The following is an 18,365-nucleotide window of genomic DNA, read 5'->3' as shown; positions in this document are numbered from 1 at the left end:
TCACCTCTGTCTTCAGTATACCTTGTTTCTTTTTATGATTTTTCTTTTTTCATTTTGTGAAATCAATTTTCAAAATGAGAAAAGAAAAGTGCTCTTTTGAGCACTAATCACTTAAATCTTCACCATGAGAAGCAATCACTTTCTTATACCACTCAAATGACTTCTTCTTACTTCTTTCTAATGTTCCATTTCCTTCATTATCTTTATCTACATAGATAAATCCATATCTCTTCTTCATTTCTCCTGTTCCAGCAGAAACCAAATCAATACATCCCCAAGGTGTATATCCCATTAAATCAACACCATCAATATCAACTGCTGCTTTCATTGCTTCTATATGTGCTCTTAAATAATCAATACGATATTGATCATTAACTGTTCCATCTGCCTCTTTGACATCAATTGCACCAAATCCATTCTCTACAATAAACATTGGTAATTGATAGTGATCATAGAACCAGTTCAATGAATATCTTAATCCCTCTGGATCTATCTGCCAGCCCCAGTCACTTGCCTTGACATATTCATTTGTTACCAGATCTGCTGTTTCATCATAATCATAGTTTGGATTCTCTCTTTGATATTTTGTGCAAAATGACATATAGTAACTGAATCCTATGTAGTCTACTGTTCCATCTAATAAATCTTCTTCATCCTGTTCTGTGATATCAAGATCATATCCCTGTCTTTCAAAGAACTTCACCATGAATGATGGATAATATCCTCGCACATGCACATCTGTAAACCAGTAGCGTTTATGCATTGCTCCTACTGACATCATCATATCTTTAGGATCACATGAATGCGGATAGATTGGACACATCGCAATCATACACCCAATTTGAAAATGAGGATTAATTTCATGACCAATTTTTACTGCCTTTGCACTTGCTACTAACTCATAGTGAGCAGCCTGATACATGATTTCTTCACGATTTTCTCCTTCTTCATATTTGATACCTGAATTGGTAAAAGGTGCAAAATCCTCCTGATAGTTTGCTTGATTATTGATTTCATTGAATGTCATCCAATATTTTACTTTATCTTTATATCTTTTAAAGCAGACTTCAGCAAATCTGACAAAGAATTCAATACACTTACGATTCCTAAAACCACCATATTCTGTAACCAAATGATATGGTAATTCAAAGTGAGATAATGTCACAACGGGTTCAATACCATACTTTAAACATTCATCAAATAAATCATCATAGAACTTTAATCCTTCCTCATTAGGCTCTAATTCATCACCATTGGGGAAAATACGAGTCCAGGCAATTGAAGTTCTAAAACATTTGAATCCCATTTCAGCAAATAAAGCAATGTCTCCTTTATATCTATGATAAAAGTCAATGGCTTCATGATTAGGATAGTTTTCTCCTGTTAAAACACCATCTGTAATACGGCGGGCAACACCATTAGCCCCAGCAGTCATCACATCAGCAACACTCACTCCTTTCCCGCCTTCATTCCAACCACCTTCTAGCTGGTGAGCTGCAACAGCACCACCCCATAAAAAATCTTCTCTTAATGCCATATTTATTCCTCCATTTCTAGCAATATTATACTACTAAAATCAATAGATTCATTCATCTTTCTTTCATAATAAGAAAAATGTTTTTATAATTTGAAAATAACCTGTCATTTTATTTGAATTGATAACTTTATAACATACTGTTCTTTAAACCCGGCAATTTCACTACAATAATCTTCATGATAAAGAGGACCATAAGTTTTTTCATAATGAAGCATCTTTAGAAAGTTTGGTACACAGGTTAAAATCTCTTCATTTTTCAACAAGAAAAAAGCTGCATAGTAACGTCCTTTTGGTTTCATATAATTAGCCTCCTCTTGTTGACATCTCTTAAAAGTCCACTGAAAACTTTTAAATTGATTTCTCTCAAACATGACTCCATACTGATAACCATAATTCATATATCCCAACCAAATATTTCCATCAGGTTTTGTCTCTCGATAATAGTATTCGTCTTCTATTTCTTCTTCAAAAAGTTGACAAAAACCATATTGTTGTAAAACTGAGAAACGTTTTGTTAAAAACATAAGATTATTACGCATATCTTCAAACTCTTGAATCTTTTGATTAACAATATCAAACTGTTCAAGTAAAACTTTTTTCTTTTCTACAAAATCTTCTTTCCGAATTAATTCCTGAATATCTTTTAAAGACATTCCTAGATTTTGAAAAAGTTTAATTGTGTTCATTTGATCAAACTGATGCATCGCATAATAACGATAACCTTTTTCATTCATATAAGCAGGTTTCAATAGATCCAACTCATCATAATAAAACAAGACTCTCTTTGTCACTTGACAGAATTTTGCAAACTCCCCAGTGGTCATAAAATATTTCATATAACTTCTCCTTGACTATAACGTTGCGTAATAGTTTATAAATATATTAACACAGCAAGGAGGTCAAAACAATGTTTACACTGCTAAAGAATCCATTTCATAAAAAAGTTTTCTTTTTTTCTATTCCGATTATTTTAAGTATGTTTACACAACAATTCTATAACGTTGCTGATACAATGATTGTTGGTCAATTTTTAGGCGTTGATGAATTAGCAGCAGTTGGAAATGCTGGCACAATTGTCATGTTGTTTATTGTTGTCTCAGGTGGAATTGAGTTATCATCAGAGATTATATTTTCTCGTTATCTAGGAAAAAAGGATTTACAGAAAATTGCCAATGGAAGTATCAACATTATAGCTATTGCTTTAACTATTTCCATCACCTTGGTTGCTTTAGGTTTTTTATGTCTGCCTACTTTATATCGTTGGATTCACCTACCAAATGAACTCATTCCTTTTACCAATGCTTATATAATGACTTATATGATTGGGGTTCCTTTTATTTATGTCTATGATATTTCAAGAGCTATTATCACAGCACTTGGTGATTCTAAACATTGCTTTTATTTTGTCTTTGGGTCTTCTCTTCTTAATATTATTTTAGATTTATTGTTTATCTGTGTTTTTCATTTAGGAGTTTTTGGAGCTGCCCTAGCTACAATTATTGCTCAAGCTTTATTTATGTTTGTTGCTTTTTATCACCTTTATAATAAAATTAAGGATTATCCAGGCTTTACTTGGAGACCTCATATTGATATGATACAAGTCAAAGAGCTCATTCATATTACAATTCCATCAGTTATACAGCAATTTGTAATTACTTGTTCATTTATTTTTATTCAATCAATGATTAATCCTTTTGGAAGTGAAATCATCAGTGGATTTGTAGCTGTTAATAAAGTACTTACTCTTTCACGTATTGTTGTCTTAGGATTTACACAAGCTTTTTCCATTTATGCAGCAAAAATGATTGTTTCACAAGAATTTACAGAATTAAAAAAAATCTATATCTTCTTTATCAAGTTGTCTTTGATTTATATGACATTGATCGCTTTCCTCTTTTTCATCTTCCCTCACCTTCTTTGTCAACCTTTCTTTTCTATTGATAATTATCACGAAGGTTATCAGTTCTTTAAAACATACTTGCAATGTTCAATTGCGATGATGTTTATGAGTATCTTTAAATTCATGAATGAAAGTTTATTAAGGAGTTCTATGAATATGACTTATTTTTTAATTTGTAATTTAAGTGATCTGTTTATAAAAATCATAGCAACTTATATGTTATTATCACCACTTGTTACAAATGCTTTTTGGAGTGGTGAAACTATTGGTAAATTCGTATCATTTCTCCTTTCATTTTTCTTTATATATCTTGTTAACAAGAAACGAGAACCTCAATAAGAGTTTCTCGTTTTCTTTTGCAGCTGATTCCAGCCAATCAATTGATATCCTAAATCATGGTAAAGTTTTTTAAATCTTGATGAAGTAACCAATGCATGATCTTCCATTCTTTGTAAATTCAAACTACTCATTTCCATAATTGACTGATCAACAAAACCAACATGGCATGGCATTTCAATAATATCTCCAATTAAATATTTATGAATATCATCATGAGTATTGAGAAAATAAGTCTGATTAATGGCATATTCATATGGATATTCATGATAATCTTTTTCCAGACGCATTGGTAATTGATATTTCTCAAACAGATGTTTTGCTAATGATGGATAATATTGATAAAAATCAAAACGATGATGGTAATTCAAATGATTAGGTTTTTGACCAGTCAGTTTTTCAAATAATGCAATCTGATTATCAAATTCTAATATCAATTCATTTTCATTAACCTGATTTTGAAACCACCAATCTGCTTTATGAAAATATCCATGTTCATCAAGTAAGGAAGGAATATTACTTGGACTTGATACTGGCTTTCCTAATGTTATATTGATATGAATCCCAACACATGTTATTTTATATTTTTTCATAATTTCAATAGCTTCTAAGGTTTTTGGAGTATTGATCATTAAACTTATAGAAGAAATTGAATGTTGAAGATAGGCATCTAAAATCCCATAATTAATCCCTGATGTTAATCCAAAATCATCAGCATTTAAGATTAATTTTTTAGTCATTCTTTTGAGCTTCCAATTCTTTTTCCTTAGCTACCAGTGTTTTATCATACATCTTATAGAAAGGTAAGAAAAGAATAACACCTAATGGAATTGCTAAAGCCTGCCATAGAGCAACCATCCAATTTCCTTGAACCAGACCATAAAGAACAACTGGAACTTGCATAGACACTTGTGCACCAGAGAGTGGTGTGACAATACCACTTACAAAACCAAGATAGAAAAATAAATTTGTCACAATTGGAACTAATAAAACGGTTGGAATAAACATATATGGATTCAAAACATTTGGTACACCAAAGACAATTGGTTCACCAATATTGAAAATAGCCGCTGGAGTCGCAATTTTACCAATTTGTTTTAATTGTTTAGACTTACAGAAGAATAACATGATAATACAGCAACAGACTGTTGATTGACCAACAACTGTCATTAAACTCATCCCAATCGGATTGGTTGTTTCACCAGCCATTCTCGCCATATCAATACCTAAGAAAATTGGCATCATTACCCCCATAACAACATTGAAGCCATGAATACCAAACCACCATAATAATTGGATGAGAACTGTTGCAATTAAATATCCCCAAATAGAACCACCTAAGGCTGTTAGAGGTGTTTGTAAATAATGATAAATCAATTCATGAATATTTCCAAATGATGTTAAACTCAATTCATAAGCAAGAATGCCACAAACACCAGCACAAATAAAACCAGGAATTAATGATGCAAATGATTGTTCAACATATGGTGGAACACCTTCGGGCATATGGATCGTCCAACCTTTTTTCTCAAATAAACAATAAACCTTAGCTACAATAATTGCAATCAACATTGCCACAAATAATCCTTTACAACCTAACCATCCAAAACTATAAGCTAAATCTCCTTCGGCGAATAAGGCTCCAGCTGTATCTGTTACATAAGGTGTTAAAACCAAGAAGCAAATTAAAGAGACAATCCCCGTTGACAAAGCATCACATTTCTCATTCTGCGCATAACTATAGGCAACTGCAAATGCTGCATATAAAGCAAACAATCCCATTGTCACATTATAAGGAATTAAAATATAATTTCCTATTCCTGAACTTGCTAACCAATTAGTCCAACCAGTGATTGGAAAATTCGCAATTAAATAAAACATTGAACTTAAAATTGTAACTGGCAGAATTCTCATAAATCCTTTCGATATTCCCTGTAATGATTTGTTACGTGATACCCATGATGAAATAGGCATTAAAAAATTTTCTAACACATTTGTTAAAGCTTCCATATTACTCCCTCTTTCTTTAAATTTTCCTTCTTTATATTTAATTTTGGAATCCATTCCAAATTAAGCCAAATGAATAACCAACATCTGTTGGTATTAACGAAAACATTCTTCAATGAATGCATAAACTTTATTGAGATTTTCTAGAGTACTAAATAATGGATCTCCATGATTTGCCCCTTCTATAATTTCATAACGAATCTTCTCTTCACCACAAATGATTTTTGCTTTCTTCACAAAATCCTGTGATTGTTGATATGGAACAATCATATCTTCTCTGCCATGTTGAATGAACATAGGACAAATATCCGTATGTAAATATGTCTCTGGATTAGCCTTTTCAACCAACTCATACGATTCAGTTATAGGTGCTCCGATAAATAATGATTCAGGTGACTGAGAATCATCATGATCAGGGTATACCTTTAATAAACCAGATGATTTTAACTGATTATCCATATTACTAAAATGAACAGGTGGAAACCATGCAACCAATCCTTGAATCTTGGTATTGGTATTTGATGAATACTCATCATCAAATTCATCATAACAATCAATAAGTCCTGACATCAATGCAAAATACCCACCTGCACTGCCACCCCAGACAACAATTTTCTCTTTATCTAAGTTATATTCATCTGCATGATCCTTAATAAACCGAATAGCTTGTTTGATATCTTTGACTGGTTCAGGAAACTGTGCTTCTTGACTCAATCTATAATTGACTCCAACAACCGCATATCCTTTGTCAAGCCCATGTAACATATCTAGTATCATTTCTTCATCACGTTTATCACACTTTTTAAAAGCTCCACCATGAATAGAGACAATCACGGGAAACGGACCTTCTCCCTCTGGTAAAAAGATATCCATTACGCACGTCTTAGACACAGGACTGTATTGAACATCAAAACTCCCATGATAATTATGAATATCTACCTGTTTTCTTTCTCTCATCTTCTCACCTCACAACATCAGTATAATATACTATTTTCCGTTTTGCAAGTTATTTTTGGAATATATTCCATTTTGATTCAAAAAAAGAAATCTAATTATCGAAACTGCAATCTTTATATGCAAAAAGCAGTATTTAAATATGCTATAGTGATGTTATGGAATAATTATAACGGTAGGTGGTTATGCTTTGGTCAATAGACCAGAGATTGGAAACTCTATTGATGTAGATATCTCATTAGAGAAATTTGAAACAACGGAGGTGGTTAGCATGAGCGATTATGAAATACTATCCTAAGTGATAGCTATCATTGCAATCATTGTCAAGCTACTCCTTGAAATTATAAAAGGAAACAAAAAATAACTACCCGATCTCAAAAAGATTCCTACTCGATAATGGATATTTAAAAGAATAGAATATCTAAAACTATTGTATTTATCAATAGGATTAAATCTTCTTTTTTAATGCATACCCTAAAGCAAGAAAGAATTCTCAGGAAGTGTAGTAGTTATTTTCACTTCTTATTAACTGTATCTGTTATCGTCTCAATAGCTTTATTGACAAAAGATATTTTTCTTTCACTCAATACTTTTCCATTCTCCAAAATAGATACATAAGCTACACCTAATTGATCATTTTCTTTTGCTTTTGGGTTCCCCATAAGAGTTGTCCATTTTACAGTTATATTTGATTCAGTTATTTTCTTATCATATTCTAATTCATATTGCATTGGCTCGAAAAATTGAGAATTAGATTTCGCATTAACTAAAATTTTATAGTCTTTATTTTGGTATACTTCAATACTATAATTCACTATATCTTCTTCTGATTTGACATATTCTTTATTCGGAGATACTGTTTCTTCATATATGAGTGCCAGATCTTGACGCATTGACAAATCTTTTTCACCATCTTTTGATGAACAACCTGTGAGCACAAGCAAAAACATGAAACATACAGAAAGTATTATATTCTTTTTCAATTTAGCACCTCACTTTCAATTTATTACTTTATTCACTCTATAAATCAGAATTTATCTAATAAATTAAAATACTTATTTTTTGTTAACTTTCTAAATTCCTTATCAAAGTTTGATAATATGTATTGATTCTTATTAAACTGATCATATTCTCATATAGCTTTTTTTGCCGTAATAAGATATAACGACTTCATCGTATTTGGAATAAGCCTTATACTAATATCTTCAAATCCTGCCATATTTAAATATTCGCTTACTCTTTTTTTATCTGTAAAAGAGCCACCATCTAATACTTGCATTAACACTCCAAGGATATAATGACTCATCCAGTCTTCAAGCAATGGATCACCAATTATAAGTCTGCCACCTTTTTTAAGAACTCGATATATTTCATTAATTCCTTTGTTTTTTTCTTTCCAATGATGTAACGATAATACAGCAATAACCAAGTCAAATGATTCTGAAACTAATGGCAATTGCTCAACACTTCCTTTCATAAATGTTATATTGGCAGATGAAACCAATTGAGAAATAGAAGTATCAATTGCAGTGATAGTACTAAGTGGAAATTTCGCAGAAACCGCTTGTGTAAATGCTCCATTCCCACAACCGACATCTAAAATAGTTTGTGGAATTGTCTGTGAACAACTCATTTCATTTAAAACTGCATAATGTATTGTTCTCAATATATTCACCCCAATCTTATATTTTGTATCTCTAAATATTCCAATAAATGGTACAAATTCAATTATGATGACCTCACTTCTAAAAATATCATTCAAGCAAACTTCATAAGTTCTTCAATCATATTTAATATCTTTAGCCAATACAACACCTTTTCCAGTCAATATCATTTGTTTTCTATCATAATATTCATCTATAATTTCTTTCTATGAAAATGTAATTACCAACGTTCCATATTTTTTTGAAACTTTTTATTATATATTTGTTTAAGTTCATCAGCAGTAATGTCATAGCACAACATTATATCATTATAATACATAAGAACATCAGCCAATTCCTCAACAAGTTCTTTTCTTAAATTATCATCAGATGAAGCCTGTATTGCTCCATTTTTCTTAATGATATCAATGACTTCACCTATTTCACCAATCATCCAAAGCATCTTATTTTTGCCTGTCTCAGGACAAATAGGCTCCCATTGATCCTTATACTTATCTTGAAGTCTTCTTTGCATTTCATTAATACTAAAATCAACCATGTTATTCACCTACTCAAATTCTAAATTTTATAACTCATCAACCTTGAAGATATAATTCAAACAATATTCTCTCCTAAAATTATTTTAGGCATTGTGGTTAAACACCTATTCCATCGTTTGTAAAATTTCTCTATACCAAGTTTTCCAACTCTTGCATGAACTTCTTCATTTTCCATTGCCCAATATAATACATATGTAACTTTCCCTATATTTCTTGTCAGACGAATAGGTAATTCCCCCTCTTTAACTGCATTAAAGTCTTTTTGTCGATGAGTACGCTTTATATAATGAACATCAATCACACCATCTTGTTTCAGATAAAATTCTGCCACTTCCTTCATGAGTTCTTCAATTTCATCTAACTTATTTAATTTTGCTTCATATATACATATTTCATTAAACATAAAACCTCTCCTCAAATTTTCATTTTAACATTTCTATAAGCTAAACTTTTACCTTTCGAGAACGTAATTCAAAATCTAGTTTTCCTTGTTCTACCCCATTGATAATAAGGGTAAGAGAATGGATACCTGGATAATGCTTCCTTGTACTTATATCCGCAAAAGAGTGCTTTTTTGTATACTGCTTTCTTTCACTATTTTTCAATGTCATTTCAGATATTTTAAATATCTTTCTATTTCTTTTACCATTAAATTTTACATAATCAATCCCATATTCCAGCCTTGCCTTTGTCTCTTCCTTAGTAGAAATAACAAAAGAGAATGAAATATTCTCACCAATAAAAATAGCATTCTTACTCAAAGCAAAACTCTCAACAGTAATCATAGTGTTTTGATACCCAAATATGGCAAGCACATCACGATGACCATTTTTAAGAAGTGTTCTACATCCATGTTTGACTATCCAATCTGTTTCTTTAGATTTTCCATACCAATTCCTTGCAATTTTTGTAACTAACTCTGGATGTGTCTTGGAAATGTCATTTAAGTTATTAGCTACACTTTTACGAACATGAATTGAAATATCATTTTTCAACTGTTCTAAAATGGGAAGGATGGGAGTAGGGTCTTTTTTGAAACTAATGAGTGCCTGTCCCCAAGGGAGCGCAGGACGGCATCCTTCACAAGAAAGCCTTCTCACATACTCATTATCACTCTTAGACCACTCAATCATCTGTTTCATCATCCGTTTTTCATCCTTAATAATAAATGCCCTTACAGCAAGTTCTGAGGATGCATACTGTGTATATCTTGCCAATGCTCCCATTGACATATCCCAATCTGCTTCATGTTGTCCATAAATTTCAACAAAAATAGGAAAGAAACCAGCAAAGCCATCTAACCAATTGCCATAATTCATCACTATCTTGTCAATAATGCTTATAGCTTCACTGTACTTTGCTGGAAGATATTGACCTAAGTTATCACTTATTTTTATTATTCTATCTTTTAATTCTAAACCATCCCACGTATCATCCATAGTTGATTTTAAAAACTCATCTACTTGAAACGCCTCATAAACTGATTGAATATCCATAGCTACTTTATATAATGATTCATAATTATATCTATTCTTTATTGATTCTGTCATATTGATATTCCCTTTCAAATTCTAATTTTCCAGTTTAACAAACTGATACTCAGCCATCAATTCCAACAGAGAAAAAACTATTCATTAAACCGGAAAATTCAACCTCAATTATATGTTCCTCATCCAGTTCGTGATTGTAATAAGTTAAAATACCTCCAATATTATCAATTCTCATATCTGGAAGATGAAGTTTTTCCATAATCGTATCCATGGTTTCATCAGGGTAACATGCTTTAAAGCACTCGGATTCCATACAAAACTTAGCCAAGGCAGGTACCTTTGTAGGATAGCTTGCTATTAGCTTTTCAGCAAATGCTACTTTTTCATCTGAAAAATACTTTTCTGAAATCTCTATTTTCAATCCATCAACTTCTGCGATATATTCACCGCTACCATACGGGCTTGCATTAAACCTGAAACTACTTTTATCCATAATCAAACTCCTTTTTAAATTCTAATTTTATGACTCTTTACACCAATCCTATAAACTAGGGTTTTTGCTTATGAATGTATCTTGTTCTTAATACGCAAACAAGCTTCTGTGTGCATAATCCAATGTCTTGAAAACGGCATTTGAATGAGTCCACGAATATCTTTATTACACCAATAATCAATCAGCCAAATGGCTTGTTCAGTGTCTTTGACTACATTCAACGATTCTAAATATCCTTTTCTTTCTTCTGGTATTTTTCTTTTCAGTTCATCATAAGATAACTGTTCAAGCATTTTTTCAGTGCTTTCCCGTACTTCAAAAATATATGAATATAATTCTTCCAGATTAAGCTGTTTTGAAAAGTCTGCAATCTGCTGTTTAATAAGTTCATTTCCTGTTGTAATGATGGGTGAATTGATACGCTCTTGATAATTGCCAGCAAAAAATACTTGTTCATCTTCATCTATCACTGTATGCATAACTATATCTTCAATGCGAAAAATATGCCAAATAGAATAAGCGATTGTCTTACTATGATAACCATCAGCGTTTATGAAGGGAATTGCATTAAAATCTTCTCTGCATAACTCCTCTTTGAAAGATACTAAAGTTTGCATTAACTGACTCCGTAAACTAAGTAAAGTATCAATACCCATCTTATAAGTATCTTTCTTTTTTATTTGAGCCTGCATTATTTTATTAAGTTCAGACCATTCCTTATTCATATTCAATCCCCCCTGAGTCCATTATGACATAACTTTTACTTTTCGCTTTTTATCTGGATAAAAGTCTAGAAACAACTTGATGTAATCTGGTAATCTTGCAAGGTCAGGAGAAAAGAACCAAAATGCAAAACCATCGCAAAATTCATACTGTCGATTGTGAATCGTATAGCTTTTTCTATGATTGCATGTCCCATCCTCTTTCATATTATGGCAATGCTTACAAGCTCCATAATCATCAGTGAATGCATGCTGAATATAGTCTGGTGCTTGTTCAATTACCTGCTTATGTTTATCTACATTGCTGAAATACATACGGAGAATCAGATCACTATCACGTAAATAAATTCGAGCATATGATTTCTTGCTTTTCACGCCTGCTTTCGTGTAAATAATCATTTTCCTTCCCCAACAATATCCCTCTCCTATTGTTTGGTTACAAGTATAACCCAACTTTAACATTTCAGAATCAAAAGCCACTATAAACCGCTTGTCATTAGCATTAACAAAATCGTATTCTTCGCTTCTTAATAAATCTTTCATCAAATTTATTCCTCCTATAAATATTCTAATGCAAAATCTAATTTTATTACTTTTTACATCAATGCTTTGAATTGGGTATTTATATAATAGATACTATGTAAATAATGCATACAGATAAAAGAGAAATCACATTTCCTAACATAATTCCCTTTATGTCTCCTTTGACATGGAATAAATAATTTTCGTATTCTTTATCCATATCTGCAGTTCCAGCAATTCTTAATTTTTTACTATAACAGAACACGCCAAAATCAAACACAATGACATCAAAGAGATTAACAACAATGAATAATATAAACACATGTAAAACTTGCATTGAAAAGATTTTAGTTCCTGAAAAATAGGCGATTGCTGCCAAAGACTCAACTCTCTGGTATATTGAAGTTACTCATACAAAGAGTAATAAATCTAATATACCAATTCTCCTTTCTACCTGAATCTTTTGGTATCACTTCAGGTTGTGATAAAATTTGTAATTGTGAATGTGGATTTGTATCTTACTCTCTATTGCTCTGACTTTCTAGAAAGAATCTTACCACTTCTTCGTATCGCATTTATTATTAGTTGTATGAGTCTTTTGAATTCTAAACACACCAGGTTTTTGATACCTTTGAAGTGGATTCAATTTCACAATCACAAACTATCGTAAGAAAGGAATTGATAATTATGAAACTTGTTGGCATTGACATCGCCAAATATGAACACGCTGCTTTTATCATGGAGGCTTCTACTGGCGAATCTTTATGTGATCCTTTTTTCTTCAAAAACAATAAAGAAGGTTTTAAAAAACTCTATACGGAACTTAATAAATATTCAAAAAACGAACTCTTAATCGGTATGGAAGATACAGGGCACTATAACTTCGCCATTGAAAGTAGTTTATTGGCTGAAGGCTATAAAGTAGCTCTTATTAACCCTATTACTACTAAAAGCCTTAGAAAAGCTTCTTTAAAATCCGTTAAAAGTGATAAAGAAGATGCCCTATTAATTACGAAAGCGCTTTTAGACAAAGCCTACTATCGTATCATCTCTATTCAAGATGAGAAATTAAAGGAAGCGAAAGAATTAACTCGCTATCGTACACAACTAACCCTTGAAATGAATCGTAAAAAGAATGTTCTTCAACGACATATTGACATTGTTTTTCCTGAATTTAATACATTATTTAATAACGAATACACCATTACTTATTTAAACATTTTAAGAAAATATAGTGACGCTTATACAATTGCTCATACAGACATTCGTTCTTTAAGAAAATGTTTTAAATATTGTAACTCCTTTAGTGCGGAAGAATTAAAAGAATTAGCTTCTAATTCTGTTGGCATTCATGATGTTTCTATTTCTTTTATCATTCAATCGGTTATTTCCAGTATTGATTTAATCAACTCTCAAATTGAAGAATTAGATAAAAAAATAGAAGAACTCGCCATCACACAAGCTTCTTCTATCACATCAATACCAGGAATATCAATTATTACTGGTACTTCTATTTTAGCTGAACTTGGTGATATAAGTAAATACTCAAATGCAGGAAAAGTAATTAAATTTGCAGGTGTAAATCCTTATATAAGTGAATCTGGCAAATTTTCAGCTGATAAAACAGCCATAACCAAGAAAGGTTCCAAATATCTAAGAACAACACTTTATAGAGTCATTATTCCTGTAATTCGTCATAACCCTGCATTCAATAATTACTATCATTTAAAACGAAATCAAGGTAAAGGGCACCTCTGTGCTTTAGGTCATTGTGTAAGAAAACTTTTGAGGATTATTTATCATCTCGAAACAAACAATCTATCTTTCGATATAAATTCACTCAAATAGTCAAAACTTTTAACAAACCACATTTTATTGAAATGTGCTATTTTTAACTATAGTTCTTTTCAACATATTTACATTCACAATTTCAAAGATCGAATACTATATTTTCAAGTATTTTATATTTCATACTTTTTCACAATTTACTACTTGACTTTAATATAGTTGTCTTTCTGATTTCTAGAGAATAGGACATAATATATTTCACTGGTTTTTTTTATCGTGTTGGCAATACAAGCAATCATACATTCTATCACTAAAATCATAGTCATTGTCCTTTACAAATTCTAAACAACTGTTTGTTACATACACCTATTTTATAAGTCTTTTCTGTATTCCAAGTTTATCATTTCGCCATGAAGTATACAATTCTTCATTTTCTGCCCATAATTCATTCAATTCAGAATGATGAGAAAGAACACTATCAATAGCTTGTATAGCCTTTTGTTTGAGTGGAGTCAAATCAAATTCATTTAATGTCTCTATCCATTCACTATAACTATCATCACATCTATACGATGTCCCATTTATGACACTATCTATAACCGCAGCTGATACTAATGCATAATGTCCTTTATCATAATCGACATAATCTGTCTTTATGACCTCGTTAAAATATTTTTCCATATCAATCACAATATTTGCTGACTCTTTTAAATCATCTAAAGCATCATAAGCCGTATCATCATCAAACACACCATAATCCCATGCACCCATATATTGACCTCCTCTGCAAAATGTAACATTTCTTCTATAAACTCTCATTTTATTTTCTCATAGACCATGCCTATAAGATACGTTTTGCAAATATATCTGCATTGACATACCAGTCACCATCATCTTTTATAGTGATGTTCTGCCAATGAAATTGATTATCCTCAATCCTTGTAAAAATCCATTTTCTTGTTTCATCATCAATGTATGTAAGAACTATCATGTCATCTTGTTTTCTTGCTTCAAGACGTATAATTTTTCCAGTATAACCGTAAGCAACATCCCATGCATACGTATCAGGATTGTAGATCCGAAGTGATGTTCCATATTCATAATCAGGTAAGATAATGACATCCTGAATTGCCATGCCTTCAAGAACCCATGAAAAATGCCATTCACCTTTTATGACACGAGAATGATGACTTTCAACATAATCAATTTGCCAACTCCCAATAAGTTTTCCAAAATAATTAAACTCTTCAGGTATAACTCTATTTTTTTCTTGACTGACAAGTGCACTAAAAAAATCTTTCATATATTTATCTCTCCTTTACTAAAAATTTTTTGACATAATTAAATTTCATTGAACTCATTCAAAAAATTTTCCCTTATAAAAATTTTCATTATCAAGTTTCTTAGCTGTCATTCTAAACATAACACAACCATCTGGACAAACAATATCTTTGCTATAATGACTATCTCCACCAATATTTTTTAAATCACCACCACTTCTGACTGCTTCCATAATTGGAAACATCACTGTCATGACTTTAGAACAAATGCCTTGTCCATCCTGATTAACTGGACAGCCATATGTACATGTATATTTATCACCTATCTCTTCACCATTACGACAATATCGCTCTGTATGGTCACTACGAAGGAACCCAATGACCTCAATCTCCCATTCATATTCCTCATCATACCATTTTTTCATAACAATCCTCCAAGTTTAAATTTTTATAACTTTCAAATATAAATACATTATATCATTACTATATTATATAAGCACTCCTTTTTGAGAGTAAAAAAATAATCACTATCTTGTTATAGAATAGTGATTATTATAGAGTCTTTATATCTTCTTTAACCCAATTGAATATAGCTTGCATTTCTAAAGGTGTTATATGATCTAAATGAATTCCACAAATACAACTGACAACACAATGATATTTCATGACTGCAGCTTTCACATACATTGTTGCAACAATATCATCCTTATGTCCAAGCTGATTCCATGTATTAAAAGTCACATGTGTTTCATTCTCTTTTATATAAGGTTCTCCAGTGACAACACTGCCTATATGGCCATTTTCATTGTAGATATGAATAACTAAATCTTTGCCCATCCATTCAATTGTGCGTTTCATACATATCCCTCTCATCTTTCCTTTTCCTTTCTTTAAAAATTATGATAAAATATTCCAATAAAGAATAGGTGACTACAATGACAATTGAACAATTACAATACTTTTATGCAGTGAGTGTTCATAAAACTTTCTCATTAGCTGCTTTAGAAATGAATATCACTCAATCTGCTTTGTCAAAACAAATTGCTAAGTTAGAACAAGAATTGGGAATTTTCCTTTTTGATCGCAGCCATCGCCAAATCACTCTTACACATGATGGACAACAGTTATTAAAAGATGCAAAACTGATTCTCAAAGATTATGAAAAAATGTTAGATCATTTACAAACAATCAAAGAAGAAAATCATAATACTATTAAAATTGCCATGCTGCCAATCTTTTCACATTACGATTTGGCACATAAATTAAATGATTTCTCTAAAAATCATCCTCATATTCATTTGATTATAGATGAAGTTGAAGAACGAGATTTACATCATAAATTAGATTATCACGATTATGATATTTATATTTTAAGAGGTGATTATGAAGAACTCCATGCTTTTCAGCAAATTTTACTCTATGAAGACAGTTTAGTCGCAGCCATTTCTAAACAACATCCATTTTCCCATCTTCAGCAATTATCTATAAACCAATTAAAGGATGAAAAACTGCTTCTCCCCCCTCAATACACAACTATTTGTAATCTTGCTATCAAGGCATGTCAGCAAGCTGGATTCAATCCCATTATTCATAGACATGGTCGAATTGAAACAATTCTAAGTGCAGCTAGTGAAAATAATGGGATTGCATTGCTCATGAAAAAATCATTACATATTTTCCATCTTAATCAAGTTCACATTCTCCCTTTTATTGAAAATATTCATGGTGATATTAAACTTTATTATTCTTTCAATTCAAAGCACAAAGAAGCCATTCAAGAGTTTGTTCACACTTTACAACCAATAAAGTATCAAGAAAGCAGCCACTAGACTGCTTTTTATTGCCAGCGTTTAAAGCAGGGAACTTCAATATCGAATTGAGAAAGCATCTTCCCAATCATATGTCTTTCCATATCTTCAATGGTTTGAGGCAAGTTATAATATGTTAGCATGGGTGGCATAATCATCACATGATGTAATTGAGATAAACTCAACAAATTAGCCAAATGAATTGATGATAGAGGAGATTCCCTTGTCACTAAAATAAGTTTTCTTTGTTCTTTAATCATGACATCACACGCTCGCAATAATAGGTTATCCGAATAGCCCTGTGCAATACCTGCAACAGTCTTCATGGAGCATGGAACAACAATCATACCATCTGTATGAAAGGTTCCACTTGCAATACTTGCTCCAATATTATCATTATCATAAACGCAATCAGCTAATGATTTCACATCTTCAATTCTCATACCAGTTTCTTGTAGAATGGTCATTTCGGCCCCTCTACTCAACACTAAGTGTGTTTCAACATCTTGAGTTACCTGTAACATTTTCAATAAATGAATAGCCAGTGGCATCCCACTTGCCCCACTTATTCCAATCACTATTCTTTTCATATTACACCAATGCCATAATATAAGTCACCCAAATATAACTCAATGGCATAACAATAATCATAGCAGGAATCATATCAGCAATAGGAAAATTTTTCAGTTTCACCATTCTAAAACCAGTTGCTAACATCAGAAACCCTCCACAAGCTTTAAAATCAGCAATCATATCAGGCGATGTCACTGGAAATATCAATCCTGCACATAAGAATAAAACAAAGAAAATTAAGAATTGTGGAATAGAAATAATAGAAACAACATACCCCAAGTTGCATGCAAAAATTGCAGCTGTAAAAAAATCTAAGATGGATTTAGAAATCAAGATCGAATTGTCGCCAGTCATTCCGGCGGTTAGAGATCCATATATTCCTGTCCCACTCGCACAAAATAAAACAATAATCGTCACCAATTGGGTTAAGAATTCTTCTTCATTCATATCTGAATTATTTTGAAAGACTTTCGCAATTGGTTTTTGCATAAAAGTTGCACCCTTTTGAATCCAATCACCTAAATGTAATAATAATCCAATTGCTGTTCCGATAATAATTGCAAAAATAACAGCGGGCATATTTTTCATGAGTCCAATCGTGCTGATCCCCATGCCCATTGAACACACACCAAAAATAAGATTTATTTCTGTTTTAAATTTTGGACTTAATTTATGTCCCACTAATGCACCTGCAATTCCTCCAAAAAGAACTGAGCAGGCATTAATAATCACTCCTATAGGCATTTTTTATT

At 31.6% G+C, this 18,365-nt stretch carries 23 protein-coding genes; 3 read left to right on the top strand and 20 right to left on the bottom strand.

The genetic code is table 11. The features are described 5' to 3' along the window. Positions 1–103: 103 nt before the first annotated feature. Complete coding sequence (locus tag GQF29_RS12435; RefSeq protein ID WP_008787682.1) at positions 104–1,537, bottom strand: 6-phospho-beta-glucosidase; 1,434 nt, start codon at positions 1,535–1,537, stop codon at positions 104–106. Between the two features lie 104 nt (positions 1,538–1,641). Further along, the gene (locus tag GQF29_RS12430) at positions 1,642–2,373 is read right to left on the bottom strand and encodes a MerR family transcriptional regulator (protein ID WP_008787681.1); all 732 of its coding nucleotides are present in this window, start codon (positions 2,371–2,373) and stop codon (positions 1,642–1,644) included. 71 nt (positions 2,374–2,444) lie between these two features. Between GQF29_RS12430 and GQF29_RS12425 the strand changes: the two genes are divergently transcribed. Beyond that, positions 2,445–3,776, top strand: a complete 1,332-nt coding sequence (locus tag GQF29_RS12425; protein ID WP_008787680.1) for an MATE family efflux transporter — start codon at positions 2,445–2,447, stop codon at positions 3,774–3,776. Here GQF29_RS12425 and GQF29_RS12420 read toward each other — a convergent pair. The 12 genes from GQF29_RS12420 to GQF29_RS12365 form a co-directional block, all read right to left on the bottom strand. Next, positions 3,770–4,513, bottom strand: a complete 744-nt coding sequence (locus tag GQF29_RS12420) for a ChbG/HpnK family deacetylase (protein WP_008787679.1) — start codon at positions 4,511–4,513, stop codon at positions 3,770–3,772. The two genes, GQF29_RS12425 and GQF29_RS12420, sit on opposite strands and share 7 nt — an antisense overlap. Beyond that, on the bottom strand, positions 4,506–5,783 hold the full coding sequence (locus GQF29_RS12415) for a PTS sugar transporter subunit IIC (protein ID WP_008787678.1): 1,278 nt from the start codon (positions 5,781–5,783) through the stop codon (positions 4,506–4,508). The genes GQF29_RS12420 and GQF29_RS12415 overlap by 8 nt, the downstream gene beginning before the upstream one ends. Positions 5,784–5,876: 93 nt before the next feature. Continuing rightward, positions 5,877–6,737, bottom strand: a complete 861-nt coding sequence (locus tag GQF29_RS12410; protein WP_008787677.1) for an alpha/beta hydrolase — start codon at positions 6,735–6,737, stop codon at positions 5,877–5,879. Positions 6,738–7,249: 512 nt separating this feature from the next. Further along, entirely contained in the window at positions 7,250–7,717 is a 468-nt protein-coding gene (locus GQF29_RS12405; protein WP_008787676.1) for a hypothetical protein, read from the bottom strand. Positions 7,718–7,866: 149 nt separating this feature from the next. Beyond that, on the bottom strand, positions 7,867–8,409 hold the full coding sequence (locus GQF29_RS12400; RefSeq protein ID WP_237713654.1) for a class I SAM-dependent methyltransferase: 543 nt from the start codon (positions 8,407–8,409) through the stop codon (positions 7,867–7,869). A 209-nt stretch (positions 8,410–8,618) separates the two neighbouring features. Beyond that, a complete protein-coding gene (locus GQF29_RS12395) occupies positions 8,619–8,936 on the bottom strand; it encodes a MazG nucleotide pyrophosphohydrolase domain-containing protein (protein ID WP_054689995.1) in 318 nt (105 codons plus the stop codon). Between the two features lie 56 nt (positions 8,937–8,992). Next, positions 8,993–9,340: a hypothetical protein gene (locus GQF29_RS12390; protein ID WP_008787673.1), complete on the bottom strand. Its 348-nt coding sequence runs from the start codon at positions 9,338–9,340 to the stop codon at positions 8,993–8,995. Positions 9,341–9,380: 40 nt separating this feature from the next. Further along, positions 9,381–10,487 (bottom strand): DNA alkylation repair protein, encoded by a 1,107-nt coding sequence (locus GQF29_RS12385; RefSeq protein ID WP_008787672.1) that lies wholly within the window; start codon positions 10,485–10,487, stop codon positions 9,381–9,383. 49 nt (positions 10,488–10,536) lie between these two features. Continuing rightward, the gene (locus GQF29_RS12380; RefSeq protein WP_008787671.1) at positions 10,537–10,920 is read right to left on the bottom strand and encodes a hypothetical protein; all 384 of its coding nucleotides are present in this window, start codon (positions 10,918–10,920) and stop codon (positions 10,537–10,539) included. A gap of 68 nt (positions 10,921–10,988) precedes the next feature. Next, the gene (locus GQF29_RS12375) at positions 10,989–11,645 is read right to left on the bottom strand and encodes a hypothetical protein (protein WP_008787670.1); all 657 of its coding nucleotides are present in this window, start codon (positions 11,643–11,645) and stop codon (positions 10,989–10,991) included. Positions 11,646–11,666: 21 nt separating this feature from the next. Continuing rightward, positions 11,667–12,185, bottom strand: a complete 519-nt coding sequence (locus GQF29_RS12370; RefSeq protein WP_054325572.1) for a hypothetical protein — start codon at positions 12,183–12,185, stop codon at positions 11,667–11,669. A gap of 79 nt (positions 12,186–12,264) precedes the next feature. Next, positions 12,265–12,543 carry a hypothetical protein gene (locus GQF29_RS12365; protein ID WP_236916431.1) on the bottom strand — a complete coding sequence of 93 codons (279 nt, stop codon included), beginning with the start codon at positions 12,541–12,543 and terminating at the stop codon, positions 12,265–12,267. A 308-nt stretch (positions 12,544–12,851) separates the two neighbouring features. Between GQF29_RS12365 and GQF29_RS12360 the strand changes: the two genes are divergently transcribed. Then, positions 12,852–14,012: an IS110 family RNA-guided transposase gene (locus GQF29_RS12360; protein WP_008790901.1), complete on the top strand. Its 1,161-nt coding sequence runs from the start codon at positions 12,852–12,854 to the stop codon at positions 14,010–14,012. 306 nt (positions 14,013–14,318) lie between these two features. Here GQF29_RS12360 and GQF29_RS12355 read toward each other — a convergent pair whose 3' ends face one another. From GQF29_RS12355 to lpdD, 4 genes are all read right to left on the bottom strand, one after another. Further along, complete coding sequence (locus tag GQF29_RS12355) at positions 14,319–14,723, bottom strand: DUF4259 domain-containing protein (protein ID WP_008787666.1); 405 nt, start codon at positions 14,721–14,723, stop codon at positions 14,319–14,321. Between the two features lie 70 nt (positions 14,724–14,793). Beyond that, entirely contained in the window at positions 14,794–15,255 is a 462-nt protein-coding gene (locus GQF29_RS12350; RefSeq protein ID WP_008787665.1) for a hypothetical protein, read from the bottom strand. A gap of 54 nt (positions 15,256–15,309) precedes the next feature. After that, positions 15,310–15,657 carry a TIGR04076 family protein gene (locus GQF29_RS12345; RefSeq protein WP_008787664.1) on the bottom strand — a complete coding sequence of 116 codons (348 nt, stop codon included), beginning with the start codon at positions 15,655–15,657 and terminating at the stop codon, positions 15,310–15,312. Positions 15,658–15,784: 127 nt separating this feature from the next. After that, positions 15,785–16,090, bottom strand: coding sequence for a prenylated flavin chaperone LpdD (gene lpdD, locus GQF29_RS12340; protein ID WP_236916430.1), 306 nt, complete (start codon positions 16,088–16,090; stop codon positions 15,785–15,787). A 77-nt stretch (positions 16,091–16,167) separates the two neighbouring features. On the opposite strand from lpdD, the gene GQF29_RS12335 reads away from it, so the two are divergent. Beyond that, positions 16,168–17,061 carry a LysR family transcriptional regulator gene (locus GQF29_RS12335; protein ID WP_117598815.1) on the top strand — a complete coding sequence of 298 codons (894 nt, stop codon included), beginning with the start codon at positions 16,168–16,170 and terminating at the stop codon, positions 17,059–17,061. An 8-nt stretch (positions 17,062–17,069) separates the two neighbouring features. Here GQF29_RS12335 and GQF29_RS12330 read toward each other — a convergent pair whose 3' ends face one another. After that, the gene (locus GQF29_RS12330; protein ID WP_008787661.1) at positions 17,070–17,630 is read right to left on the bottom strand and encodes a UbiX family flavin prenyltransferase; all 561 of its coding nucleotides are present in this window, start codon (positions 17,628–17,630) and stop codon (positions 17,070–17,072) included. Position 17,631: 1 nt separating this feature from the next. Continuing rightward, positions 17,632–18,357: a DUF554 domain-containing protein gene (locus GQF29_RS12325; RefSeq protein WP_008787660.1), complete on the bottom strand. Its 726-nt coding sequence runs from the start codon at positions 18,355–18,357 to the stop codon at positions 17,632–17,634. Positions 18,358–18,365: the final 8 nt, after the last annotated feature.

The sequence above is a fragment of the Coprobacillus cateniformis genome (assembly GCF_009767585.1).
Classification (GTDB): Bacteria; Bacillota_I; Bacilli_A; order Erysipelotrichales; family Coprobacillaceae; genus Coprobacillus; species Coprobacillus cateniformis.
This window is presented reverse-complemented; position numbering and strand designations above follow the sequence as displayed.

Bases quoted from the DNA above. Each gene is read 5' to 3' on its own strand.
- GQF29_RS12435 (WP_008787682.1), bottom strand. From the start codon at position 1,537: ATGGCATTAAGAGAAGATTTTTTATGGGGTGGTGCTGTTGCAGCTCAC.
- GQF29_RS12430 (WP_008787681.1), bottom strand. From the start codon at position 2,373: ATGAAATATTTTATGACCACTGGGGAGTTTGCAAAATTCTGTCAAGTG.
- GQF29_RS12425 (WP_008787680.1), top strand. From the start codon at position 2,445: ATGTTTACACTGCTAAAGAATCCATTTCATAAAAAAGTTTTCTTTTTT.
- GQF29_RS12420 (WP_008787679.1), bottom strand. From the start codon at position 4,513: ATGACTAAAAAATTAATCTTAAATGCTGATGATTTTGGATTAACATCA.
- GQF29_RS12415 (WP_008787678.1), bottom strand. From the start codon at position 5,783: ATGGAAGCTTTAACAAATGTGTTAGAAAATTTTTTAATGCCTATTTCA.
- GQF29_RS12410 (WP_008787677.1), bottom strand. From the start codon at position 6,737: ATGAGAGAAAGAAAACAGGTAGATATTCATAATTATCATGGGAGTTTT.
- GQF29_RS12395 (WP_054689995.1), bottom strand. From the start codon at position 8,936: ATGGTTGATTTTAGTATTAATGAAATGCAAAGAAGACTTCAAGATAAG.
- GQF29_RS12390 (WP_008787673.1), bottom strand. From the start codon at position 9,340: ATGTTTAATGAAATATGTATATATGAAGCAAAATTAAATAAGTTAGAT.
- GQF29_RS12385 (WP_008787672.1), bottom strand. From the start codon at position 10,487: ATGACAGAATCAATAAAGAATAGATATAATTATGAATCATTATATAAA.
- GQF29_RS12380 (WP_008787671.1), bottom strand. From the start codon at position 10,920: ATGGATAAAAGTAGTTTCAGGTTTAATGCAAGCCCGTATGGTAGCGGT.
- GQF29_RS12375 (WP_008787670.1), bottom strand. From the start codon at position 11,645: ATGAATAAGGAATGGTCTGAACTTAATAAAATAATGCAGGCTCAAATA.
- GQF29_RS12370 (WP_054325572.1), bottom strand. From the start codon at position 12,185: ATGAAAGATTTATTAAGAAGCGAAGAATACGATTTTGTTAATGCTAAT.
- GQF29_RS12360 (WP_008790901.1), top strand. From the start codon at position 12,852: ATGAAACTTGTTGGCATTGACATCGCCAAATATGAACACGCTGCTTTT.
- GQF29_RS12355 (WP_008787666.1), bottom strand. From the start codon at position 14,723: ATGGGTGCATGGGATTATGGTGTGTTTGATGATGATACGGCTTATGAT.
- GQF29_RS12350 (WP_008787665.1), bottom strand. From the start codon at position 15,255: ATGAAAGATTTTTTTAGTGCACTTGTCAGTCAAGAAAAAAATAGAGTT.
- GQF29_RS12345 (WP_008787664.1), bottom strand. From the start codon at position 15,657: ATGAAAAAATGGTATGATGAGGAATATGAATGGGAGATTGAGGTCATT.
- lpdD (WP_236916430.1), bottom strand. From the start codon at position 16,090: ATGAAACGCACAATTGAATGGATGGGCAAAGATTTAGTTATTCATATC.
- GQF29_RS12335 (WP_117598815.1), top strand. From the start codon at position 16,168: ATGACAATTGAACAATTACAATACTTTTATGCAGTGAGTGTTCATAAA.
- GQF29_RS12330 (WP_008787661.1), bottom strand. From the start codon at position 17,630: ATGAAAAGAATAGTGATTGGAATAAGTGGGGCAAGTGGGATGCCACTG.
- GQF29_RS12325 (WP_008787660.1), bottom strand. From the start codon at position 18,357: ATGCCTATAGGAGTGATTATTAATGCCTGCTCAGTTCTTTTTGGAGGA.